This window comes from Micromonospora humidisoli, assembly GCF_016900955.1.
GTDB classification, from domain to species: domain Bacteria; phylum Actinomycetota; class Actinomycetes; order Mycobacteriales; family Micromonosporaceae; genus Micromonospora; species Micromonospora wenchangensis.
The window spans coordinates 92,443-107,594 of record NZ_JAFEUO010000007.1; the positions used below are offsets into that span (position 1 = coordinate 92,443).

The window sequence follows — 15,152 nt, forward strand, 5'->3', positions numbered from 1 at the left end:
GGATGCGGCTGATCACCGGCGGCGGCGGGACATCCACTGCCAGAGGTGGGTGCCGTCGACGCTCGGGTCGTTGCGGGCCACGTAGATCCAGGAGAAGTGGCCGGGGAACCGGTAGCCGTTCCAGACGACGTGGTCGTACAGGGTGATCAGTGATCCCGGGATGAGGTCGTGGGCGTGGACCGTGTTGGTCTCCGGCGGCACGGTGTCGTCGTCACGCGAGGTGACCAGCCAGGTCGGGGTGTCGATCGCCGCCAGCTCCGCGTCGGTGACCAGCGGCGGGCCCTCACCACCGAGCGGCTCGACGACGCCGCAGATCGGCACCGACGCGGCGAACAGGTCGGGGTAGGCGACGGTCATCTTCAGGGACATGTAGCCGCCGTTGCTGCAGCCGACCACGTGGATCCGGTCGGGGTCGACGTGCTCACGACGGACGAGGTCGTCGACGATTTCGCGGATCAGCGGGGCGAACCGGGGACCGTCCTCCATCCAGTAGGAGGTGCTCTGCGGGGCCACGACGTACGCGCCGGAGAAGATCCGTTGGGCCTGCGGGGTGGCGAAGCCCAACGCGCCCCGGTTGGCGCGCAGCGTGGTCTCGTTGTCGTAGTAGCCGTCGGGCAGGGAGGCGCCCTCGCCGGCACCGTGCAGCCAGAGGATCAGCGGTCGCCGGCCACGACCCGGTGAACGCGTCGGGGAGTACAACCGGTACTTCAGGCCCGACCCCGACACGTGGTGGCTGAAGGCGTCCACCTCGGGGTTGGACAGCCGCCCCTGCACGAAGCCGGTGATGGTGACGGGCGGGCCGTGACGCCGCACGAGCGGGGCGTTCTGGGTGATGGTGTAGACGAGGTCCAGCCGGACGTTGCGCCCCTTGCTCAGGATGTAGCCGAGGGTGCCGCCGCCGAGCTGACCTTCGGCGTGGCTCAGGTCCAGCACGATGTCGCCCCGTCTGTCGAGCCGGGCTGCGGTCACCGTACGGTCCAGGTCGTACTCGCTGAAGATCAGGTCGCCGGGAGCGATCGGGATCGGGCTGGTGGCCCTGGCGTGCACCGTGAACGTGTCGGCGTGCAGCCCGGCGGGGTCGATCGGTCCCAGCCGGCCGGTGTGGAGGGTGACCGAGGTGACCTGTTCGCCGCCGTCGAGCGTCGTCGCGTCGAGGGTGAAGCTGACGCTCACGGGGTGGTGGCCGTCGGCGTGGGCGGCCGGGTCGGGCAGCGCGAGACCGAGGGCGACGCCGGCGCCACCGGCCAGGACGGTGCGGCGAGAGACCGACGCGGACATGCGACCCCCGACAACTACGTAGACATCTGTCGATAGAGTGTCAACCTAGCGCCGGGGAGATCCGCTGGCAACCGGTGTACGGGTGACCCCACCACCGGCGATGATCTCCACGGCCAGGCGGGTGGGGCAGTCGGCGAGGAACACCCGGCCTCGGGCGTCGTGCACAAGGTCGAAAAGGTGCCAGCGGGTTCCTGGCGGCTCCGTGGCGTTCCCGGTGCAGCCGTCAGCACGCGCCCGGTGCCTAGGCGGCTGCCCCGCCCGGCTGTTGCGACCGGGGCGACGCCTCGGGCTGCTGTCGGGCCGCCAGGGTGACCAGCACGTCCAGCAGCGCGGGTGTCACGGGTTCGCCCGTCACGAGCACCCGGAAGTGGATCGGCCCGACCACCTGGTCGACGAGCAGGTCGACGTCCGCGTCGGCGGGTAGTTCGCCCCGGGTGGCCGCCCGGTCGAACGGCACCCGGTCGCGGGCGCGCAGCCGTGGCAGGACCTCCGCGCGTAGCCGGGCGGCCAGTTCGGGGTCGTGTTGGGCCTGGCCGGCCAGGGCCCGGAACACCGCGCCGGAGTCGGACACCTCCAGGAAGCGGACCAGTTCGTCGAGGTGGGCTCGGAGGTCGGTGTGGAAGGCGCCGGTGTCGGGCAGGGTGAGTTCCTGGGCGCTGTCGGCGGCGAACGCGTCGACCAGGATGTCGGTCTTGGAGCGCCACCACCGGTAGATGGTCTGCTTGGCGACGCCGGCCCGGGCGGCGATGCCCTCGATGGTGACCCTGGCGTAGCCGATCTCGGCGACGAGGTCGTCCGCCGCCTGGAGTACGGCCTCACGGGCCGCCTCGCTGCGGCCGTGCCGGTTGCCGCGGTGCATCGGACGCTCCTTCCCCGTGCGGTGTCCTCCACGTCCCCGACGACGCTACAAGACCCACATCTTCCATAGACGCAACGTTGCGTCTAGCCTACGACCCATGACGACGACACTGCACGACCCGGCGGTCCGCGACCTGATCGACCGGCTGTTCACCGAGGCCGAGCGCGACGACGAGCGTTCGCCGGGTCGGCCCGCGCCCACGGCCACCGCCCAGGAGCGTTCCGACCTGCTCGAAGACGTCTACATGCCGATCTCGGCCCGGGGCGGCGACCTGCTCTACGCCCTGGTTCGCGCGGCCCGACCGCAGACGGTGGTCGAGTTCGGCACCTCGTACGGGATCTCGACGCTCTACCTCGCCGCGGCCGTACGGGACAACGGGGTCGGGCACGTCACGACGACCGAGCTCAGCGCGACCAAGGTGAAGGCGGCCCGCGCCAACCTGGAGTCGGCCGGGTTCGGCGACCTGGTGACCGTGATCGAGGGGGACGCGTCGACCACCCTCGGCACGGTCGGCGGCCCGATCGGCCTGGCCCTGCTCGACGGCTGGAAGGAGCTGTGCCTGCCCGTCCTGCGCCTGATCGAGGACCGGCTCGCCCCGGGCGCCCTGGTCGTCGGCGACGACTCCACGTTCGCGTCGATGGGTGACTACCTGGCCTACGTCCGCGACCCGGGCAACGGCTACGTCAGCATCGACTTCCCCGTCGAGGACGGCATGGAACTCAGCTGCTGGACGGGCCGCTGACCAGGGAACCGGGGTGGCCGGGGTCAATCCAGCGGCGCGGTGCCCGGTGAGATCGCGCCCCGGACGCACGCGGCCAGGAGCCTGCGCCGCCGCTCGTGCTCCTCGTCGGGTTCGTCGGCGGTCGCGGCGTAGCCGATGCTGGCCGCCGACCACGCGAACGCCATGCTCAGGACCAGGGTGAACAGGTCGAAGGGATCGCCCGGGCGCACCCGGCCGGCGGCCTGCGCCCGGGCGGTCGCCGCCAGCTTCGGCTCGTGGTCGACGGCCCGGCCCAGGCTGCCGGTGGGCTGCCGCTCCAGGCGTAGCCAGGTCAGCAGCCGGACCAGTCGGGGATCGCGCAGGTTCGCGTCGTACATCGCCACCGCCGATCCGGGCAGGTCGTCCGCGTCGAACGCGACCGCGCTCATGAGCTGGTCGGCGATGACGGCGTCGAACGGCAAGGCCGACGACGCCCGCGAACTCGGTGCCGTCGATCTGCTCGTCACGACCGACGACGCCCGCCTCCTTCGCACGACCGGGCGGGGTAGGTCGAACATCTCATCGCGTGCTCCGGTGCCCGGTGTCGGGAGCGCGCCCGGCCAACGCGGTGATGAACGTGACGATCTCGTCGGGGTTCTCCTCGGCCATGAAGTGCCCGCTGCCGGTGGCCCGGTAGGTGAGGTCCGGGGCCCAGGCACGCCAGAGCGCGGAGGCGTCGAAACCGAGCTGGGCGCCCCAGTCCTGGGAGATGACGCCGACGGGCATCGTGAGTTGCGCGCCGCGCTCACGGTCGGCGACGTCCATGTCGAGGTCCACGCTGGCCGTCGCGCGGTAGTCGGCCACGATCGAGTCGATCGCGGCGACGGAGCTGTCGACGTAGTGGTCACGCTCGTCGCGGGTGAAGGTGGTGCCGGTGGGGTCCCAGGCGTCGAGGAAGGAACCGAAGAACTCGGGACCGACGGCGGCGATCATCTTCTCGGGCAGGCCGGCCGGCTGGGCCATGAGATAGAGGTGCCAGGCGACCTTGGCGTCGACGCCGTGCAGGACGGCCCACGTGTCCAGGGTCGGCAGGACGTCGAGGATGCCGAGGTAGCGTACCGCCTCGGGGTGGTCGAGCCCGGCGCGGACGGCGACGAGGGCACCCCGGTCGTGGCCGATCAGCCCGAACTGGTCGAAGCCGAGCTGACGGGTGACGGCGACCACGTCGTTGCCCATCGTGCGCTTGGAGTAGGTGCCCGGGTCGTCGGCGACGGGCTTGCCGCTGGCCCCGTAGCCGCGCAGGTCGGGGACGATGACGGTGTGGTCGGTCGCGAGCTTTGCGGCGACGTGCCGCCACATGTAGTGGGTCTGCGGAAAGCCGTGGAGCAGCACGACGGCCGGCCCGTGGCCGCCGACGGCGACGGTGAGGTCGACGCCGCCGTCGCCGGCGATCGTGTGGTAGGTGAAGTTGTCGATCACGAATGGCGTGGTCACGAATTCTCCCGGGTCGGGTCGGTGGTGCGGATTTCGGGATGGCCGGAGAAGAGGCCGGCGGGCAGCGTGGTCCCGCTGGTGGCGGAGGCGACGAGGGCCGGGATGATCACGGTGTCCACGAGTGCGGACAGGTAGGCGTCGTCGACCGCGAGGCCGTTCGCGTGCCGGAGCAGCAGCACCGATCCGACGACCTCCTCGAAGGCGAACGGGCTCGCCCCGGCGGGCAGTTCGCCGCGGGCGACCGCGGCGTCGATCACCGCCTGCGGCAGCCGGGCCCCGGTGGGGCCCGTGGAGTTCTCGATGGCGTCGCACAGTTCGGGGTCCTTCAGCCCGGCCTGGAGCAGCATCAACGCGGTGCCGGTGTCGGAGGCGGCCATCGTGCGTTCCAGCCGCCGGGCCAGGGCCAGCAGGTCCTCGCGCAGGGTGTCCCCCGGTGGCAGCGGGGACGTCGAGTGCCGGGCCGGCCCCGCCTTCACCGCGGCGATGACCATGTCCCGCTTGGATCCCCATCGCCGGTACAGGCTGGCCTTCGACGTCTGGCAGCGTCGGGCCACCGCCTCGAAGGACACGTCCTCGTACCCGTGCTCGGCGAGGATCCCGAGGACGGCCGCGGTGATCCGCCGCTCCAGCTCGGCATCGCGCGGCCGTCCCCGGGCCCCTGGTGGTTCTTCATTCCGATACGACACGCACCGTATCGTATCTCAGTGGGTCGGCACCGTCGACCGGGGCCCCGTGACACCCTCAGTTGCCGACGCCGAGGCTGGCCATGAACGCCGCCGGGTAACGGTCACCGCGCGCGGCACCCTTCGGCACGGCCGCCTCGATCTCTTCGAGATCACCGGCCGACAGCTCCACCTCCAGCGCCGGCAACGCCTCGGCCAGCCGCTGCCGGGTACGCGCACCGACCAGCGCGACGATGGACGGGTCCTGCGCCGCCACCCACGCGATCGCCAACTGCGCCACCGTGCACCCCTTCGCCTCGGCGACCCGGCGCAACGCCGCCACCAGGGCGAGGTTGTGCGACGCGTTCTCGGCAGCGAAGCGGGGAGCGTGGTTACGCGGATCGTCCGCCCGCCCCGGCACCCAGTGCCCCGAGAGCAGACCACGGCCCAGCACCCCGTACGCGGTCAGCCCGATGCCCAGCTCCCGCAGCGTGGGCAGCACCTCGGCCTCGACCGCCCGCGACAGCAACGAATACTCGATCTGAAGATCGGCAACCGGGTGTACGGCGTGTGCCCGGCGGACGGTGGCCGCGTCGACCTCCGACAGCCCCACGTACCGTACGTAACCGGCGTCGATCATGTCCTTGATCGCGCCGATCGTGTCCTCGACCGGCACCGACCGGTCGAGCCGGGCCGGCCGGTAGATGTCCACGTGGTCGACACCGAGCCGGGTCAGCGAGTAGTTCAGGAAGTTGCGCACCGAATCCGGGCGGGAGTCCTGACCGGCGAACCGCATGCCCGGCCCCACCTGCTGCCCGAACTTCACACTCAGCAGGTAGCTGTCCCGGTCGCGTCCCCGCAACGCCTCCGCCAACAGCAGCTCGTTGTGCCCCATGCCGTAGAAGTCGCCCGTGTCGATGAGCGTGACCCCCGCGTCCAGCGCGGCCCGTACGGTGGCGATGCTCTCCCCACGATCGGCCGGGCCGTACGTGCCCGACATGCTCATCGCCCCCAGCCCCACCGCGGAAACCGTGGGACCCGTGTCACCCAACCTGCGTGTCTGCATCGAAACTCTCCCTCGTCGGTCGATCCCGGCTCCACCCTGCGCCGCTTCCCGGCCCGCCGGCAGCGGAGCGCTTGTCGTGGGAGCGCCACTCCCTGGCTCGGTGCCAGCCTCGGCGGGCAGCATGGAGGCATGCAGCGTGAGCAGCTCGCCGACTTCCTGCGACGCCGACGCGAGGCCATCCGCCCCGCCGAGGTCGGCATCCCCGACGGCCCCCGCCGCCGCACCGTCGGCCTGCGCCGCGAGGAGGTCGCCATGCTCGCCGGCATGTCCGTCGACTACGTCGTCCGCCTGGAGCAGGGCCGCAGCAGCCAGCCGTCGACCCAGTTGCTCGGCGCCCTGGCCCGGGCCCTGCGCCTGACCGACGACGAGCGCAGTCACCTGTTCCACCTTGCCGGCCACCAGCCGCCGCCCGCCGAGGGCGTCGCCCGCCTGGCCCGGGCCGGCCTGGTCCGGCTGCTCGACCTGGTGGGCGACACCCCCGCCATGGTCCTGTCCGACCTCAGCGAGGTCCTGGCGCAGAACCGCATGTCGGTCCTGCTCAGCGGAGACCACACCGGGCTGACCGGCGACCGCCGCTACGTCGCCTACCGCTACTTCACCGACCCGACCGTCCGCGACCTGCACGACCCGGGGGAGTGGCAGCGGCACGCCCGCCAGCAGGTCGCCGACCTGCGCGCGGTGGCCGGCCGGCGGGCCGGCGACCCGACCGTGACCGGCCTGATCGACCGGTTACGGGCGGCCAGCGACGACTTCCGGCGGCTGTGGGCCGAGCACGAGGTGGCGGTACGCCGGGCCGACCGCAAGACGTTCATCCACCCGCGCGTGGGCCGGATCACGATGGACTGCGAGACCCTGGTCACCCCCGATCTCGGCCAGCAGCTGCTGGTGCTGACCCCGGCCGACGCCGAGGCCCGGGAGCGGCTTGAGCTGCTGCGTGTGCTGGGGGTCGAGGAGTTTGCGACCGGCATGCCCCACTGACGGCTTCCTCGGACATCACCCTGGTACGCCGGGACAGCGGCAACTCGCTCCCGACCGGGTGGGGTCGCGACGGCGCGGTCGACCCCGGGGCGGCCCCCCGACGGCGACCTTTGCCTGGGCACGCGGGTCGCGGTGCTTGAATGGTGGGCATGCCGCTCGACGAGTTGCGTGTTCTGCTGGCCCGGCATGCTCGGCCCGATCTGGGCACCGGCATCGCCGACGTCCGCATCTTCCGCGCCGACCGGCCCACCCCGCCGACGCCGACCACCTACGGCCGGGTGCTGGCCCTCGTCGCCCAGGGCACGAAGCGGTTCGCGCTCGGCGACCGGGTGTACGAGTACCAGGCCGGCGACTACCTCATCGCCTCGATCGACCTGCCGGTGACCGCGTACTTCGCCCGGGCCAGCCCGCAGGAGCCGGCGTTGGGCTTCGGCCTGACCCTGCACCCGGCCGCCGTCGCCGAGGTGCTGCTCCAGGCGGACCCGGCGGACCTGCCGGCGCCCGCCCCCCATCCACCAGCCGGCCTGGCCGTCAGCAGGGCCCCCGTCGAGCTGCTCGACGCCGCCGTGCGGCTGCTGCGCCTGCTCGATCAGCCCCGCGACATCCCCATGCTCGCGCCCCTGATCAAGCGGGAGATCATCTGGCGGCTGCTGACCGGCGAGCAGGGCGGCGTCCTGCGCCAGTTCGGCCTGCCCGACAGCAGCCTCAGCCACATCGCCCGGGCCGTCCAGTGGATCCGCGACAACCACGCGCAGCCATTCCGGGTCGAGGACGTGGCGCAGCAGGCGGGGATGAGCGTCTCCGCGTTCCACCGCAACTTCCAGGCCGCCACCTCGATGAGCCCGATCCAGTACCAGAAGCAGATCCGCCTGCAACGCGCCAGGCTGCTGCTCGCCGCCAACCCCGGCGACGTCGCCGGGGTCAGCCGCCGCGTCGGCTACGAGAGCGCCGCACAGTTCAGCCGCGAGTACCGCCGGCAGTTCGGCGGCCCGCCCCGCCAGGACGCGGCCCGCCTGCACGCCCGGACCGCCACGCGGGCGGCGCGTCGCGACAGTTGACGAGAACTCGCCTTGTCTTGCCCGTTCCTGCCTGACTGCCCGACGGACGATCCCGGTGGCGGAACACCCCGGTAGCCTGCCCGGACAAAGGGCGAGGTCGGCCGGGGCCGACGGACAACGACGGGCGCGTGAGGTGCGGGTGGCCGGAAGCGAACTGTTCGGACGCCACGACGACCTGGCGCAGCTCGCCGAGTTCCTCGACGTGGTGCGCCAGGGTGGCGGCGCGCGGCTGATCTGCGGCGAGCCGGGGGTCGGCAAGTCCGCCCTGATGACCGCCGCCATGGAGTTCGCCCTCGCGGACGGGATGCGCGTGCTGCGGGCGTCCGGGTCGGAGTTCGAGGCCGACGTCAGCTACTCCGGCCTGCACCAGCTGCTGCTGCCCGCGTACGCGGCCCTCGACCGTCTTCCGTCCGGTTCGCGCGAGGCGCTGTCGGTGGCGCTCGGCTTCGGCGTCGGCACGCCCCCGGACGTCCTCCTGGTCTGCAACGCCGCCCTGCTGCTCGTCACGGAGCTCACGGCCGACGAGCCGGTCCTGCTGGTGGTCGACGACGTGCACTGGCTCGACCGCGCGAGCGCCGTCGTCCTCGGCTTCGTCGCCCGGCGGCTGGCGGGTGTCCGGGCCGGGCTGCTGGCGTCGACCAGGGCGGGATCGGTGAGCTTCCTCGACCTGCGGGGGCTGTCCGAGCACGTCGTCGGGCCGCTCGACGACGAGGCCGCGGGGCGGCTGGTCGATGCCCGCCACCCGCAACTGCCGGCGCGGGTACGCCGACGCCTGCTCGACCTTGCCCAGGGCAACCCCCTCGCGCTGATGGAGTTGCCCGCCGCGCTGCTCGGCTCCGTGCGGCGCACGGAGACGCAGCCCGAGGTGGTCCCCCTCAGCGACCGGTTGCAGGCGATCTTCGCGGCCCGGTTGACCGGGCTGCCCGAGGCGACCCGGCGGGTGCTGCTCCTGGCCACCTTCGAGGGCACCGGCGACGTCCGGGTGCTCCGTGCCGCGCTGCCCGACCAGTCCAGCCTGGCCGACCTGGCCCCCGCCGAGCGGGCGCAGCTCGTCCGGGTGGACGACGCCACGGCCCGGATCGCGTTCCGGCATCCACTGATCCGCTCGGCGATCGTGGCGATGTCCACCCACGAGGAGCGCCGCACCGCGCACGTCGCCCTCGCCGGAGCCCTGGTCGACGACGGGGAACGCCGCGCCTGGCACCTCGCGGCGGCGGCCGTCGGCCCGGACGAGGCGGTGGCGGAGCTCCTGGAGGAGGCGGCGCACCGGGTGATGCGGCGCGGGGACGGGTTCGCGGCGGTGGCGGCCCTGGTCCGCGCCGCCGAGCTGAGCGCCACGAGCGCCGGCCGGGGGCGGCGGCTTGCCGAGGCCGCGTACATCGGCGCGGAGGCCAGCGGCACCATCGACGACGCGAAGATCCTGCTGACCGACGCGCGTCGGGCGGCTCCCGACTCGGCCGGTTCGCTGCACGCGGCCAACGCGACCGCCTTCCTCATGATCAACGGGGACGGCGACGTGAACACCGCCCACCGGCTGCTGGCGGGTGCCATCGAGACCGGCGACCACGGCTACCGGGCCGACGACCCCGCGCTCGTCGAGGCCATGCACACCCTGCTGCTGCTGTGCTGGTACGGCAGCACGCCGGAGTACTGGGAACCGTTCTTCGCGATGCTGCGCCGGATCCGGCCCCGGCCGCCGGACGTGCTCGCGCTGGCGAGCGACAGCTTCGCCGACCCGGTGCGCACCGGGAAGGCCGCGCTGGACCGGATCGACGCGGTGCTCCGCACGCTGACCGAGAACGAGGACCCTACCCGCATCATGCGGATCGGCACGGCCTCGGTGTACCTCGATCGTCTCGGCGACTCGCGGGAGGTGTCCTGGCGGCTGGTCGAGCAGGGGCGCAACGGCGGGGCGCCCCGCCGGCACCTCGGGGCCCTGATGCACCTGTGCCTCGACGACTTCCTGACCGGCCGGTGGGACGAGGCCGAGGAACTCGCCGCGGAGGGCCAGCGGACCTGCGACACCAGCGGCTTCTCGTTCTTCGCGTGGTACTTCAGGTACAACCGGGCGATCCTCGCCGCCGGCCGGGGACGGTTCGACGAGGCGTATGCGCTCGCCGACGAGATCACCCATTGGGCGCTGCCCCGGGGCGTCGCCGCCGCCGCGCTGTTCGCGCAGCATCCCCGGGTGCTCGCCGCCATGGGGCAGGGCGACTACGACGCCGCCTTCGGCCACGCCGCTGCGATGAGCCCGCCCGGCGTGCTCGCCTCCCACGTGCCGCACTGCACCTGGGTCATGTTCGACCTCGTCGAGGCGGCCGTACGCACCGGGCGGACGGCCGAGGCCCGGGCCCACGTGCAGGCGATGCGGGACGCGGACGTGGCTGGCTTGTCGCCCCGGATGGCCCTGCTCCAGGCCGGCGCGGAGGCCCTCGTCCTCGACGACGACGAGTCGGTGACCCGCGTGGAGGCCCGGCTGGCCGACGCCGCGACCCGACGGTGGCTGTACGACGCCGCCCGGGTGCGGTTGGCCCTCGGTGAGCGGCTGCGGCGGACCCGGTCGCCGGTGGAGGCCCGGCCGCACCTGCTGGCCGCACGGGACGGATTCGCCGCCCTGCCCGCAGCGCCCTGGCTCGACCGGGTGGCAGGGGAACTGCGCGCCTGCGGTCACCGTCCGGCCCTCCGGCAGCGGGGTGACCTGACCGCGCTGACGGCGCAGGAACTCCAGATCGCGCAGCTGGCGGCGAGCGGCCTGACCAACAAGCAGATCGCCGAACGCCTGTACCTGTCCCACCGGACCGTCGGCGCCCACCTGTACCGGATCTTCCCCAAGCTGGGCGTCACGTCCCGGGCCGCGCTCCGGGACGCGCTGTCGCCGCCTGCTGCCGGGCAGCCGGCGCGCTGAGCTCGTCGGCCTGCGTCTCCTTCGCTTCGAGCAGCCGCTCCAGGAGCCGCCGGGTGGTGGGGTCGTCGTCGCCGATCCAACGCACCGCCTCCTGCAACGTCTGAACGAGGACCCGTGCCCCGACGAGGTTCTGCGTCACGATGCCGACGACGTCACCGTCGGGGAACGCCCGGAAGGCGACCCGGGACCGGGCGCCGAGGTGTTGCGGGTCGTAGTCGCCGACGCACCCGAGCTGCCGGATCCGGGTCGCGACCAGCCGCGCGTCACCACGGTCGCGGTCGGCCCCGGCGAACAGGAGCTCCGCGAGCGGCCGGGCCGACGGGGCGCGGACGGCCAGCGCATGCTGCTCGTACTGCAACGAGGACACGACCAGGCTTGCCAGCAGCACGTTGAGCAGGCGCGTGGTCGCCGGAAGGTCGGCCCGGTTCGACGGCGTGACCGGCCCGTCGTCGAGGTCGAACAGGGCCCGGTCGCGGACCTCGCGCATCCGCAGCACGGTGGGCGGCGATGCGGGGTGTTCCCGTCCTGATGGCGTCACACCGTCGATGGTGCGGCGCGGCTGTCGGCCCGCGCATCTGTCGAATGACCTAACCCCGGGGCCGACATGCCGGCGGTGGGCGGAGCCCGCAGCCCCCGCACCAGGGCACCGGGGCGCGGTGCGCCGGCGACTCCGCTCACGTCGCCGGTCACACCCGGCCACGGGGCTGCCCGATTGCAGCACCACCGGCTAGGTCATCGGCAGGGTGCGGCCCGGATCCCGGAAGTCGGATGACTGAAGAGGGGCGACCGGGCGGCCCCGAAAGTTGATCCCAGCCAGGCAACACCGTCGCCGCCGACATCCGGTGGCAGCCGCCGAGGAGAGTGCCCGATGACCGCAAGCTACGGCTTTCACGCCACCATGACCGCCCGCCCCGGCAAGGGCGACCAACTGGTCGACTTCCTGCTCGCCTCGCCGTCGCTGACGAATGAGGACTGCGTCGTCTTCCTGATCGGCCGATCCGCCGCCGACTCCGACGTCGTCCACGTCACCGAGGGTTGGACCACCGAGGAGGCGCATCACCGGTTCTTCGCCACCGACGAGGCACAGGCCCTGGTCAACCGGCTCCAGCCGTTGCTCGCCGGTGAGCCGGCATACCTCGACGAGGTGCCGATCGGCGGCAAGGCCGCCATCTGAGATCCGGCACGGACATCCGCCCCTGCGCACCGAACACGAACAGGAAACCCCTCATGGCACTGACACGTCCCCCTCTCGACCCCGAGCTGCGCGCGTTGCTCGCCGACATGCCGCTCGTGCCCGAACTCAACCGCGAGGTGCTCCCGCAGATCCGGCAGTTCTCGTCGACGCCCGTGGAGCCGCTGCTCGAAGGCCGGGCGGTCGACCGGCGCGAGGTCAGCATCGCCGGTGCCGACGGCGCGGACATCCCGCTGTCCGTCTTCAGCCCCGCCGGCCCGGACCACACCGCCCCGGCCCCGTGCGTCTACTGGATGCACGGCGGCGGAATGGTGATGGGCGACCGCTTCTCCCAGCTCGACATCCCGCTGGAGTGGCTCGACCTGTTCGGCGCCGTCGTGGTCTCCGTGGACTACCGGTTGGCGCCCGAGGCCACCGGCACCAGCCTGGTCGACGACTGCTACCACGGTCTGCTGTGGGTGGCCGGGCACGCCGACGAGCTGGGCGTCGATCCGGGCCGGATCATCGTCGCCGGGGTCAGCGCCGGTGGTGGCCTCACCGCCGGGGTCGCCCTGCTGGCCCGCGACCGCGGCGGCCCGCCGCTCGCCGCCCAGGTGCTGATCTGCCCCATGCTCGACCACCACAACGACACCACCTCCAGCCGCCAGTACGCCGGCGAACCCGGCGTGTGGACGCGCGAGATGAACGAATTCGGCTGGCGGTCGGTGCTCGGTGACCTGGCCGACGACGCCGTACCCGCTCACGTCTCTCCCGCGACGGCCGGCGACCTGTCCGGCCTCCCGGACACCTACGTCGACGCCGGCACCGCCGAGGTGTTCCGCGACGAGGCCGTCGCCTACGCCACCCGCCTCTGGGCCGCCGGTGGCCAGGCCGAGCTGCACGTCTGGGCGGGTGGCTTCCACGGGTTCGACGCCCTGTACCCGCAGGCGCTGATCTCGGCCCAGGCCCGCCGCGCCCGCACCGACTGGCTCGCCCGGGTGCTGACCCCACGGCCGCAGCTCGCCGGGCGGCGGGCCGGGCGATGAGCGACAACCATCGGGCGCAGTTTCTGCGCGAGTTCCTCCGTGACCCGTTCACCGTCGCCGCGGTCGCCCCCAGCGGCGGCCCGCTGGCCGACCTCGTCACCGCACCCGTGCCCGACGTCGGTGAGCCGTTGGTCGTCGAACTCGGCCCCGGCACCGGGGCGTTCACGGCCGCCATCCAACGCCGGCTCGCCGGCCGGGGCCACCATCTCGCCGTCGAGGTCAACGGGCGGTTCGCGGGCCTGCTGGCCACCCGGTACCCGCAGCTCGACGTCGCCGTGGCCGACGCACGCGACCTCGGCGAGGTGCTGGCGCGGCGGGGCCACCGCCGGGCGGACGTGATCGTGAGCGGCCTGCCGTGGGCGGCGTTCGCCGGGAACCAGCAGGACGAACTGCTGCAGGCCGTCACCGACGCGCTCACCCCGGACGGGGCGTTCACCACGTTCGGCTACACGCTCGCCCGCAGCGCCCCGCCCGCCCGGCGGCTGCGGTGGGCGCTGGGCGACCGGTTCGAGGAGGTCGTGACCGGCCGCACCGTGTGGGCGAACCTGCCGCCGGCATTCGTGTACTTCTGCCGGCGACCCCGGGCCGCGGCGCGACCCCGCACGCTGCTGTCCCTGGCCCCCTGAGCGACGGAACCCGAGAGGAGGACCGGCCATGGGGAACCGGCCCGACCCGGCCGTACGGCCGGTCGACGAGGACCACCGCGCGACGCCGTTCGAGCTCTTCTTCGACCTCGTCTACGTCTTCGCGACGACCCAGATCACCGCCTACCTGGCCCACGAGCACAGCCCGTACGGTGTCCTGCGAGGGCTGCTGATCCTGGCCCTGCTGTGGGGAACGTGGTCCGGCTACACCTGGCTGGGCAACCACTCCCGGGCCGACGAGGGCCTGCTGCGGGCGGGGATGGTCGGCGCGATGGCGGCGATGTTCGTGGTGGCCCTGGCCATTCCCGAGGCCTGGCGGGACGCTCCAGGCGGCCTGCCCGGACCGGTCGTCCTGGTCTGCGCCTACCTGTTCGTCCGGTGGGTGCACCTCGCGGTCTACGCGGTGGCCGCGACCGGCGACACCGGCCTGCGGCAACAGATCGCGGTCACCTGGCCACCCCTGCTGGCCGGCGCGGCGCTGCTGTTCTGCGGGGCGCTGGCGGGTGGCTGGGCCCAGGTGCTGCTGTTCGGCGTCGCGTTGCTGGTGGACTGGGCCGGCATCTACCTCACGGCCCGGCGCGGCGCCTGGCGGCTGCACAGTCCGGCGCACCTCACCGAACGGCACGGCCTGTTCATCATCCTGGCCCTCGGTGAGTCCACTGTCGCGATCGGGGTGGGGGCCGCCGGCCAGCCCGTCGGCGTGCCGCTGCTGACCGCCGCCGTCCTCGGCGTCGGGACCGCCGTCTGCCTGTGGTGGCTGTACTTCGACGTGGTGGCACCCGAGGCCCGGCGTCGCCTCGTCGCAGCGCACGACGCCGCCCGGGTCAGCCTGGCCGTCGACGCGTACACCTACGGCCACTTTCCCCTGGTCGCCGGGATCGTGCTCACCGCGCTCGGGGTGGAGGGTGTGGTGGCCCACGCCGACGGGACAGGGCCGTTGGGGGCCTTCTATGCGCTGTCCCTCTATGGCGGTGCGGCCCTCTATCTGGCCGGTCACCTGCTGTTCGAACGGCTCGTGCACCGTGCCACGAGCCTGCCGCGCCTGGTGACGGCCGGAGTGCTCACCGCCGCCGGTCCGGCTGCCGCCGTGCTCGCCCCGATGGCCGGCCTGGCCGGGCTGGTCGCCGTCCTGATCGTCCTGATCGTCGTCGAGACCCGCCAGTCCCGTCGGAATTCACGTCCGACGATTCCGTTGGTCGACGCCACGGTGATCGTCGGCAAACCGGAATCGCGGAGGATCGAGCAAGGAATCGCGAGGATCGAGATGGATGCGGCATCCGATAACTGATTA

General features: G+C 72.9%; 15 protein-coding genes. 8 read left to right on the forward strand and 7 right to left on the reverse strand.

Annotated elements, in window-relative coordinates:
• Window positions 1-12: 12 nt before the first annotated feature.
• Together JQN84_RS24110 and JQN84_RS24115 are read right to left on the reverse strand one after the other, a co-directional pair.
• Complete coding sequence (locus JQN84_RS24110; RefSeq protein ID WP_204960839.1) at window positions 13-1,278, reverse strand: prolyl oligopeptidase family serine peptidase; 1,266 nt, start codon at window positions 1,276-1,278, stop codon at window positions 13-15.
• Window positions 1,279-1,519: 241 nt separating this feature from the next.
• Window positions 1,520-2,137, reverse strand: a complete 618-nt coding sequence (locus tag JQN84_RS24115; protein ID WP_204960840.1) for a TetR/AcrR family transcriptional regulator — start codon at window positions 2,135-2,137, stop codon at window positions 1,520-1,522.
• A 97-nt stretch (window positions 2,138-2,234) separates the two neighbouring features.
• Here JQN84_RS24115 and JQN84_RS24120 point away from each other — a divergent pair, with 97 nt between their 5' ends.
• On the forward strand, window positions 2,235-2,879 hold the full coding sequence (locus tag JQN84_RS24120) for an O-methyltransferase (protein ID WP_204960841.1): 645 nt from the start codon (window positions 2,235-2,237) through the stop codon (window positions 2,877-2,879).
• A 23-nt stretch (window positions 2,880-2,902) separates the two neighbouring features.
• Here the strand turns inward: JQN84_RS24120 and JQN84_RS24125 are convergent, their stop codons facing one another.
• The 4 genes from JQN84_RS24125 to JQN84_RS24140 all read right to left on the reverse strand — a co-directional run bounded on the left by JQN84_RS24125 (window position 2,903) and on the right by JQN84_RS24140 (window position 6,059).
• Window positions 2,903-3,319, reverse strand: a complete 417-nt coding sequence (locus JQN84_RS24125; RefSeq protein ID WP_204960842.1) for a hypothetical protein — start codon at window positions 3,317-3,319, stop codon at window positions 2,903-2,905.
• A gap of 97 nt (window positions 3,320-3,416) precedes the next feature.
• Window positions 3,417-4,331: an alpha/beta fold hydrolase gene (locus JQN84_RS24130; protein ID WP_204960843.1), complete on the reverse strand. Its 915-nt coding sequence runs from the start codon at window positions 4,329-4,331 to the stop codon at window positions 3,417-3,419.
• Window positions 4,328-5,017: a TetR/AcrR family transcriptional regulator gene (locus JQN84_RS24135; RefSeq protein ID WP_307821418.1), complete on the reverse strand. Its 690-nt coding sequence runs from the start codon at window positions 5,015-5,017 to the stop codon at window positions 4,328-4,330. Before JQN84_RS24135 ends, JQN84_RS24130 begins: the two co-directional genes overlap by 4 nt.
• Window positions 5,018-5,072: 55 nt before the next feature.
• Window positions 5,073-6,059 carry an aldo/keto reductase gene (locus JQN84_RS24140; RefSeq protein ID WP_204960844.1) on the reverse strand — a complete coding sequence of 329 codons (987 nt, stop codon included), beginning with the start codon at window positions 6,057-6,059 and terminating at the stop codon, window positions 5,073-5,075.
• 129 nt (window positions 6,060-6,188) lie between these two features.
• On the opposite strand from JQN84_RS24140, the gene JQN84_RS24145 reads away from it, so the two are divergent.
• From JQN84_RS24145 to JQN84_RS24155, 3 genes are all read left to right on the forward strand, one after another.
• Window positions 6,189-7,037, forward strand: a complete 849-nt coding sequence (locus JQN84_RS24145; RefSeq protein WP_204960845.1) for a helix-turn-helix transcriptional regulator — start codon at window positions 6,189-6,191, stop codon at window positions 7,035-7,037.
• A gap of 140 nt (window positions 7,038-7,177) precedes the next feature.
• Window positions 7,178-8,095 (forward strand): AraC family transcriptional regulator, encoded by a 918-nt coding sequence (locus JQN84_RS24150; protein WP_239486092.1) that lies wholly within the window; start codon window positions 7,178-7,180, stop codon window positions 8,093-8,095.
• A gap of 139 nt (window positions 8,096-8,234) precedes the next feature.
• Entirely contained in the window at window positions 8,235-11,000 is a 2,766-nt protein-coding gene (locus tag JQN84_RS24155; protein ID WP_204960846.1) for an ATP-binding protein, read from the forward strand.
• Here JQN84_RS24155 and JQN84_RS24160 read toward each other — a convergent pair.
• Window positions 10,936-11,538 (reverse strand): ferritin-like domain-containing protein, encoded by a 603-nt coding sequence (locus tag JQN84_RS24160; RefSeq protein ID WP_204960847.1) that lies wholly within the window; start codon window positions 11,536-11,538, stop codon window positions 10,936-10,938. The genes JQN84_RS24155 and JQN84_RS24160 overlap by 65 nt on opposite strands.
• A gap of 330 nt (window positions 11,539-11,868) precedes the next feature.
• On the opposite strand from JQN84_RS24160, the gene JQN84_RS24165 reads away from it, so the two are divergent.
• From JQN84_RS24165 to JQN84_RS24180, 4 genes are read left to right on the forward strand one after another with little or no spacing between them, the layout of a single operon-like run.
• A complete protein-coding gene (locus JQN84_RS24165; RefSeq protein WP_204960848.1) occupies window positions 11,869-12,174 on the forward strand; it encodes a putative quinol monooxygenase in 306 nt (101 codons plus the stop codon).
• Window positions 12,175-12,227: 53 nt separating this feature from the next.
• Window positions 12,228-13,217 carry an alpha/beta hydrolase gene (locus JQN84_RS24170; RefSeq protein WP_239486093.1) on the forward strand — a complete coding sequence of 330 codons (990 nt, stop codon included), beginning with the start codon at window positions 12,228-12,230 and terminating at the stop codon, window positions 13,215-13,217.
• The gene (locus tag JQN84_RS24175) at window positions 13,214-13,843 is read left to right on the forward strand and encodes a class I SAM-dependent methyltransferase (RefSeq protein ID WP_204960849.1); all 630 of its coding nucleotides are present in this window, start codon (window positions 13,214-13,216) and stop codon (window positions 13,841-13,843) included. Before JQN84_RS24170 ends, JQN84_RS24175 begins: the two co-directional genes overlap by 4 nt.
• A gap of 28 nt (window positions 13,844-13,871) precedes the next feature.
• Window positions 13,872-15,149 carry a low temperature requirement protein A gene (locus JQN84_RS24180; RefSeq protein ID WP_204960850.1) on the forward strand — a complete coding sequence of 426 codons (1,278 nt, stop codon included), beginning with the start codon at window positions 13,872-13,874 and terminating at the stop codon, window positions 15,147-15,149.
• Window positions 15,150-15,152 lie beyond the last annotated feature (3 nt).

What these genes read in the sequence shown, in the direction of transcription:
- JQN84_RS24170 (WP_239486093.1), top strand. Translation starts at nt 12,228, where the DNA reads ATGGCACTGACACGTCCCCCTCTCGACCCCGAGCTGCGCGCGTTGCTC.
- JQN84_RS24115 (WP_204960840.1), bottom strand. Translation starts at nt 2,137, where the DNA reads ATGCACCGCGGCAACCGGCACGGCCGCAGCGAGGCGGCCCGTGAGGCC.
- JQN84_RS24140 (WP_204960844.1), bottom strand. Translation starts at nt 6,059, where the DNA reads ATGCAGACACGCAGGTTGGGTGACACGGGTCCCACGGTTTCCGCGGTG.
- JQN84_RS24145 (WP_204960845.1), top strand. Translation starts at nt 6,189, where the DNA reads ATGCAGCGTGAGCAGCTCGCCGACTTCCTGCGACGCCGACGCGAGGCC.
- JQN84_RS24150 (WP_239486092.1), top strand. Translation starts at nt 7,178, where the DNA reads ATGGTGGGCATGCCGCTCGACGAGTTGCGTGTTCTGCTGGCCCGGCAT.
- JQN84_RS24120 (WP_204960841.1), top strand. Translation starts at nt 2,235, where the DNA reads ATGACGACGACACTGCACGACCCGGCGGTCCGCGACCTGATCGACCGG.
- JQN84_RS24110 (WP_204960839.1), bottom strand. Translation starts at nt 1,278, where the DNA reads ATGTCCGCGTCGGTCTCTCGCCGCACCGTCCTGGCCGGTGGCGCCGGC.
- JQN84_RS24180 (WP_204960850.1), top strand. Translation starts at nt 13,872, where the DNA reads ATGGGGAACCGGCCCGACCCGGCCGTACGGCCGGTCGACGAGGACCAC.
- JQN84_RS24175 (WP_204960849.1), top strand. Translation starts at nt 13,214, where the DNA reads ATGAGCGACAACCATCGGGCGCAGTTTCTGCGCGAGTTCCTCCGTGAC.
- JQN84_RS24165 (WP_204960848.1), top strand. Translation starts at nt 11,869, where the DNA reads ATGACCGCAAGCTACGGCTTTCACGCCACCATGACCGCCCGCCCCGGC.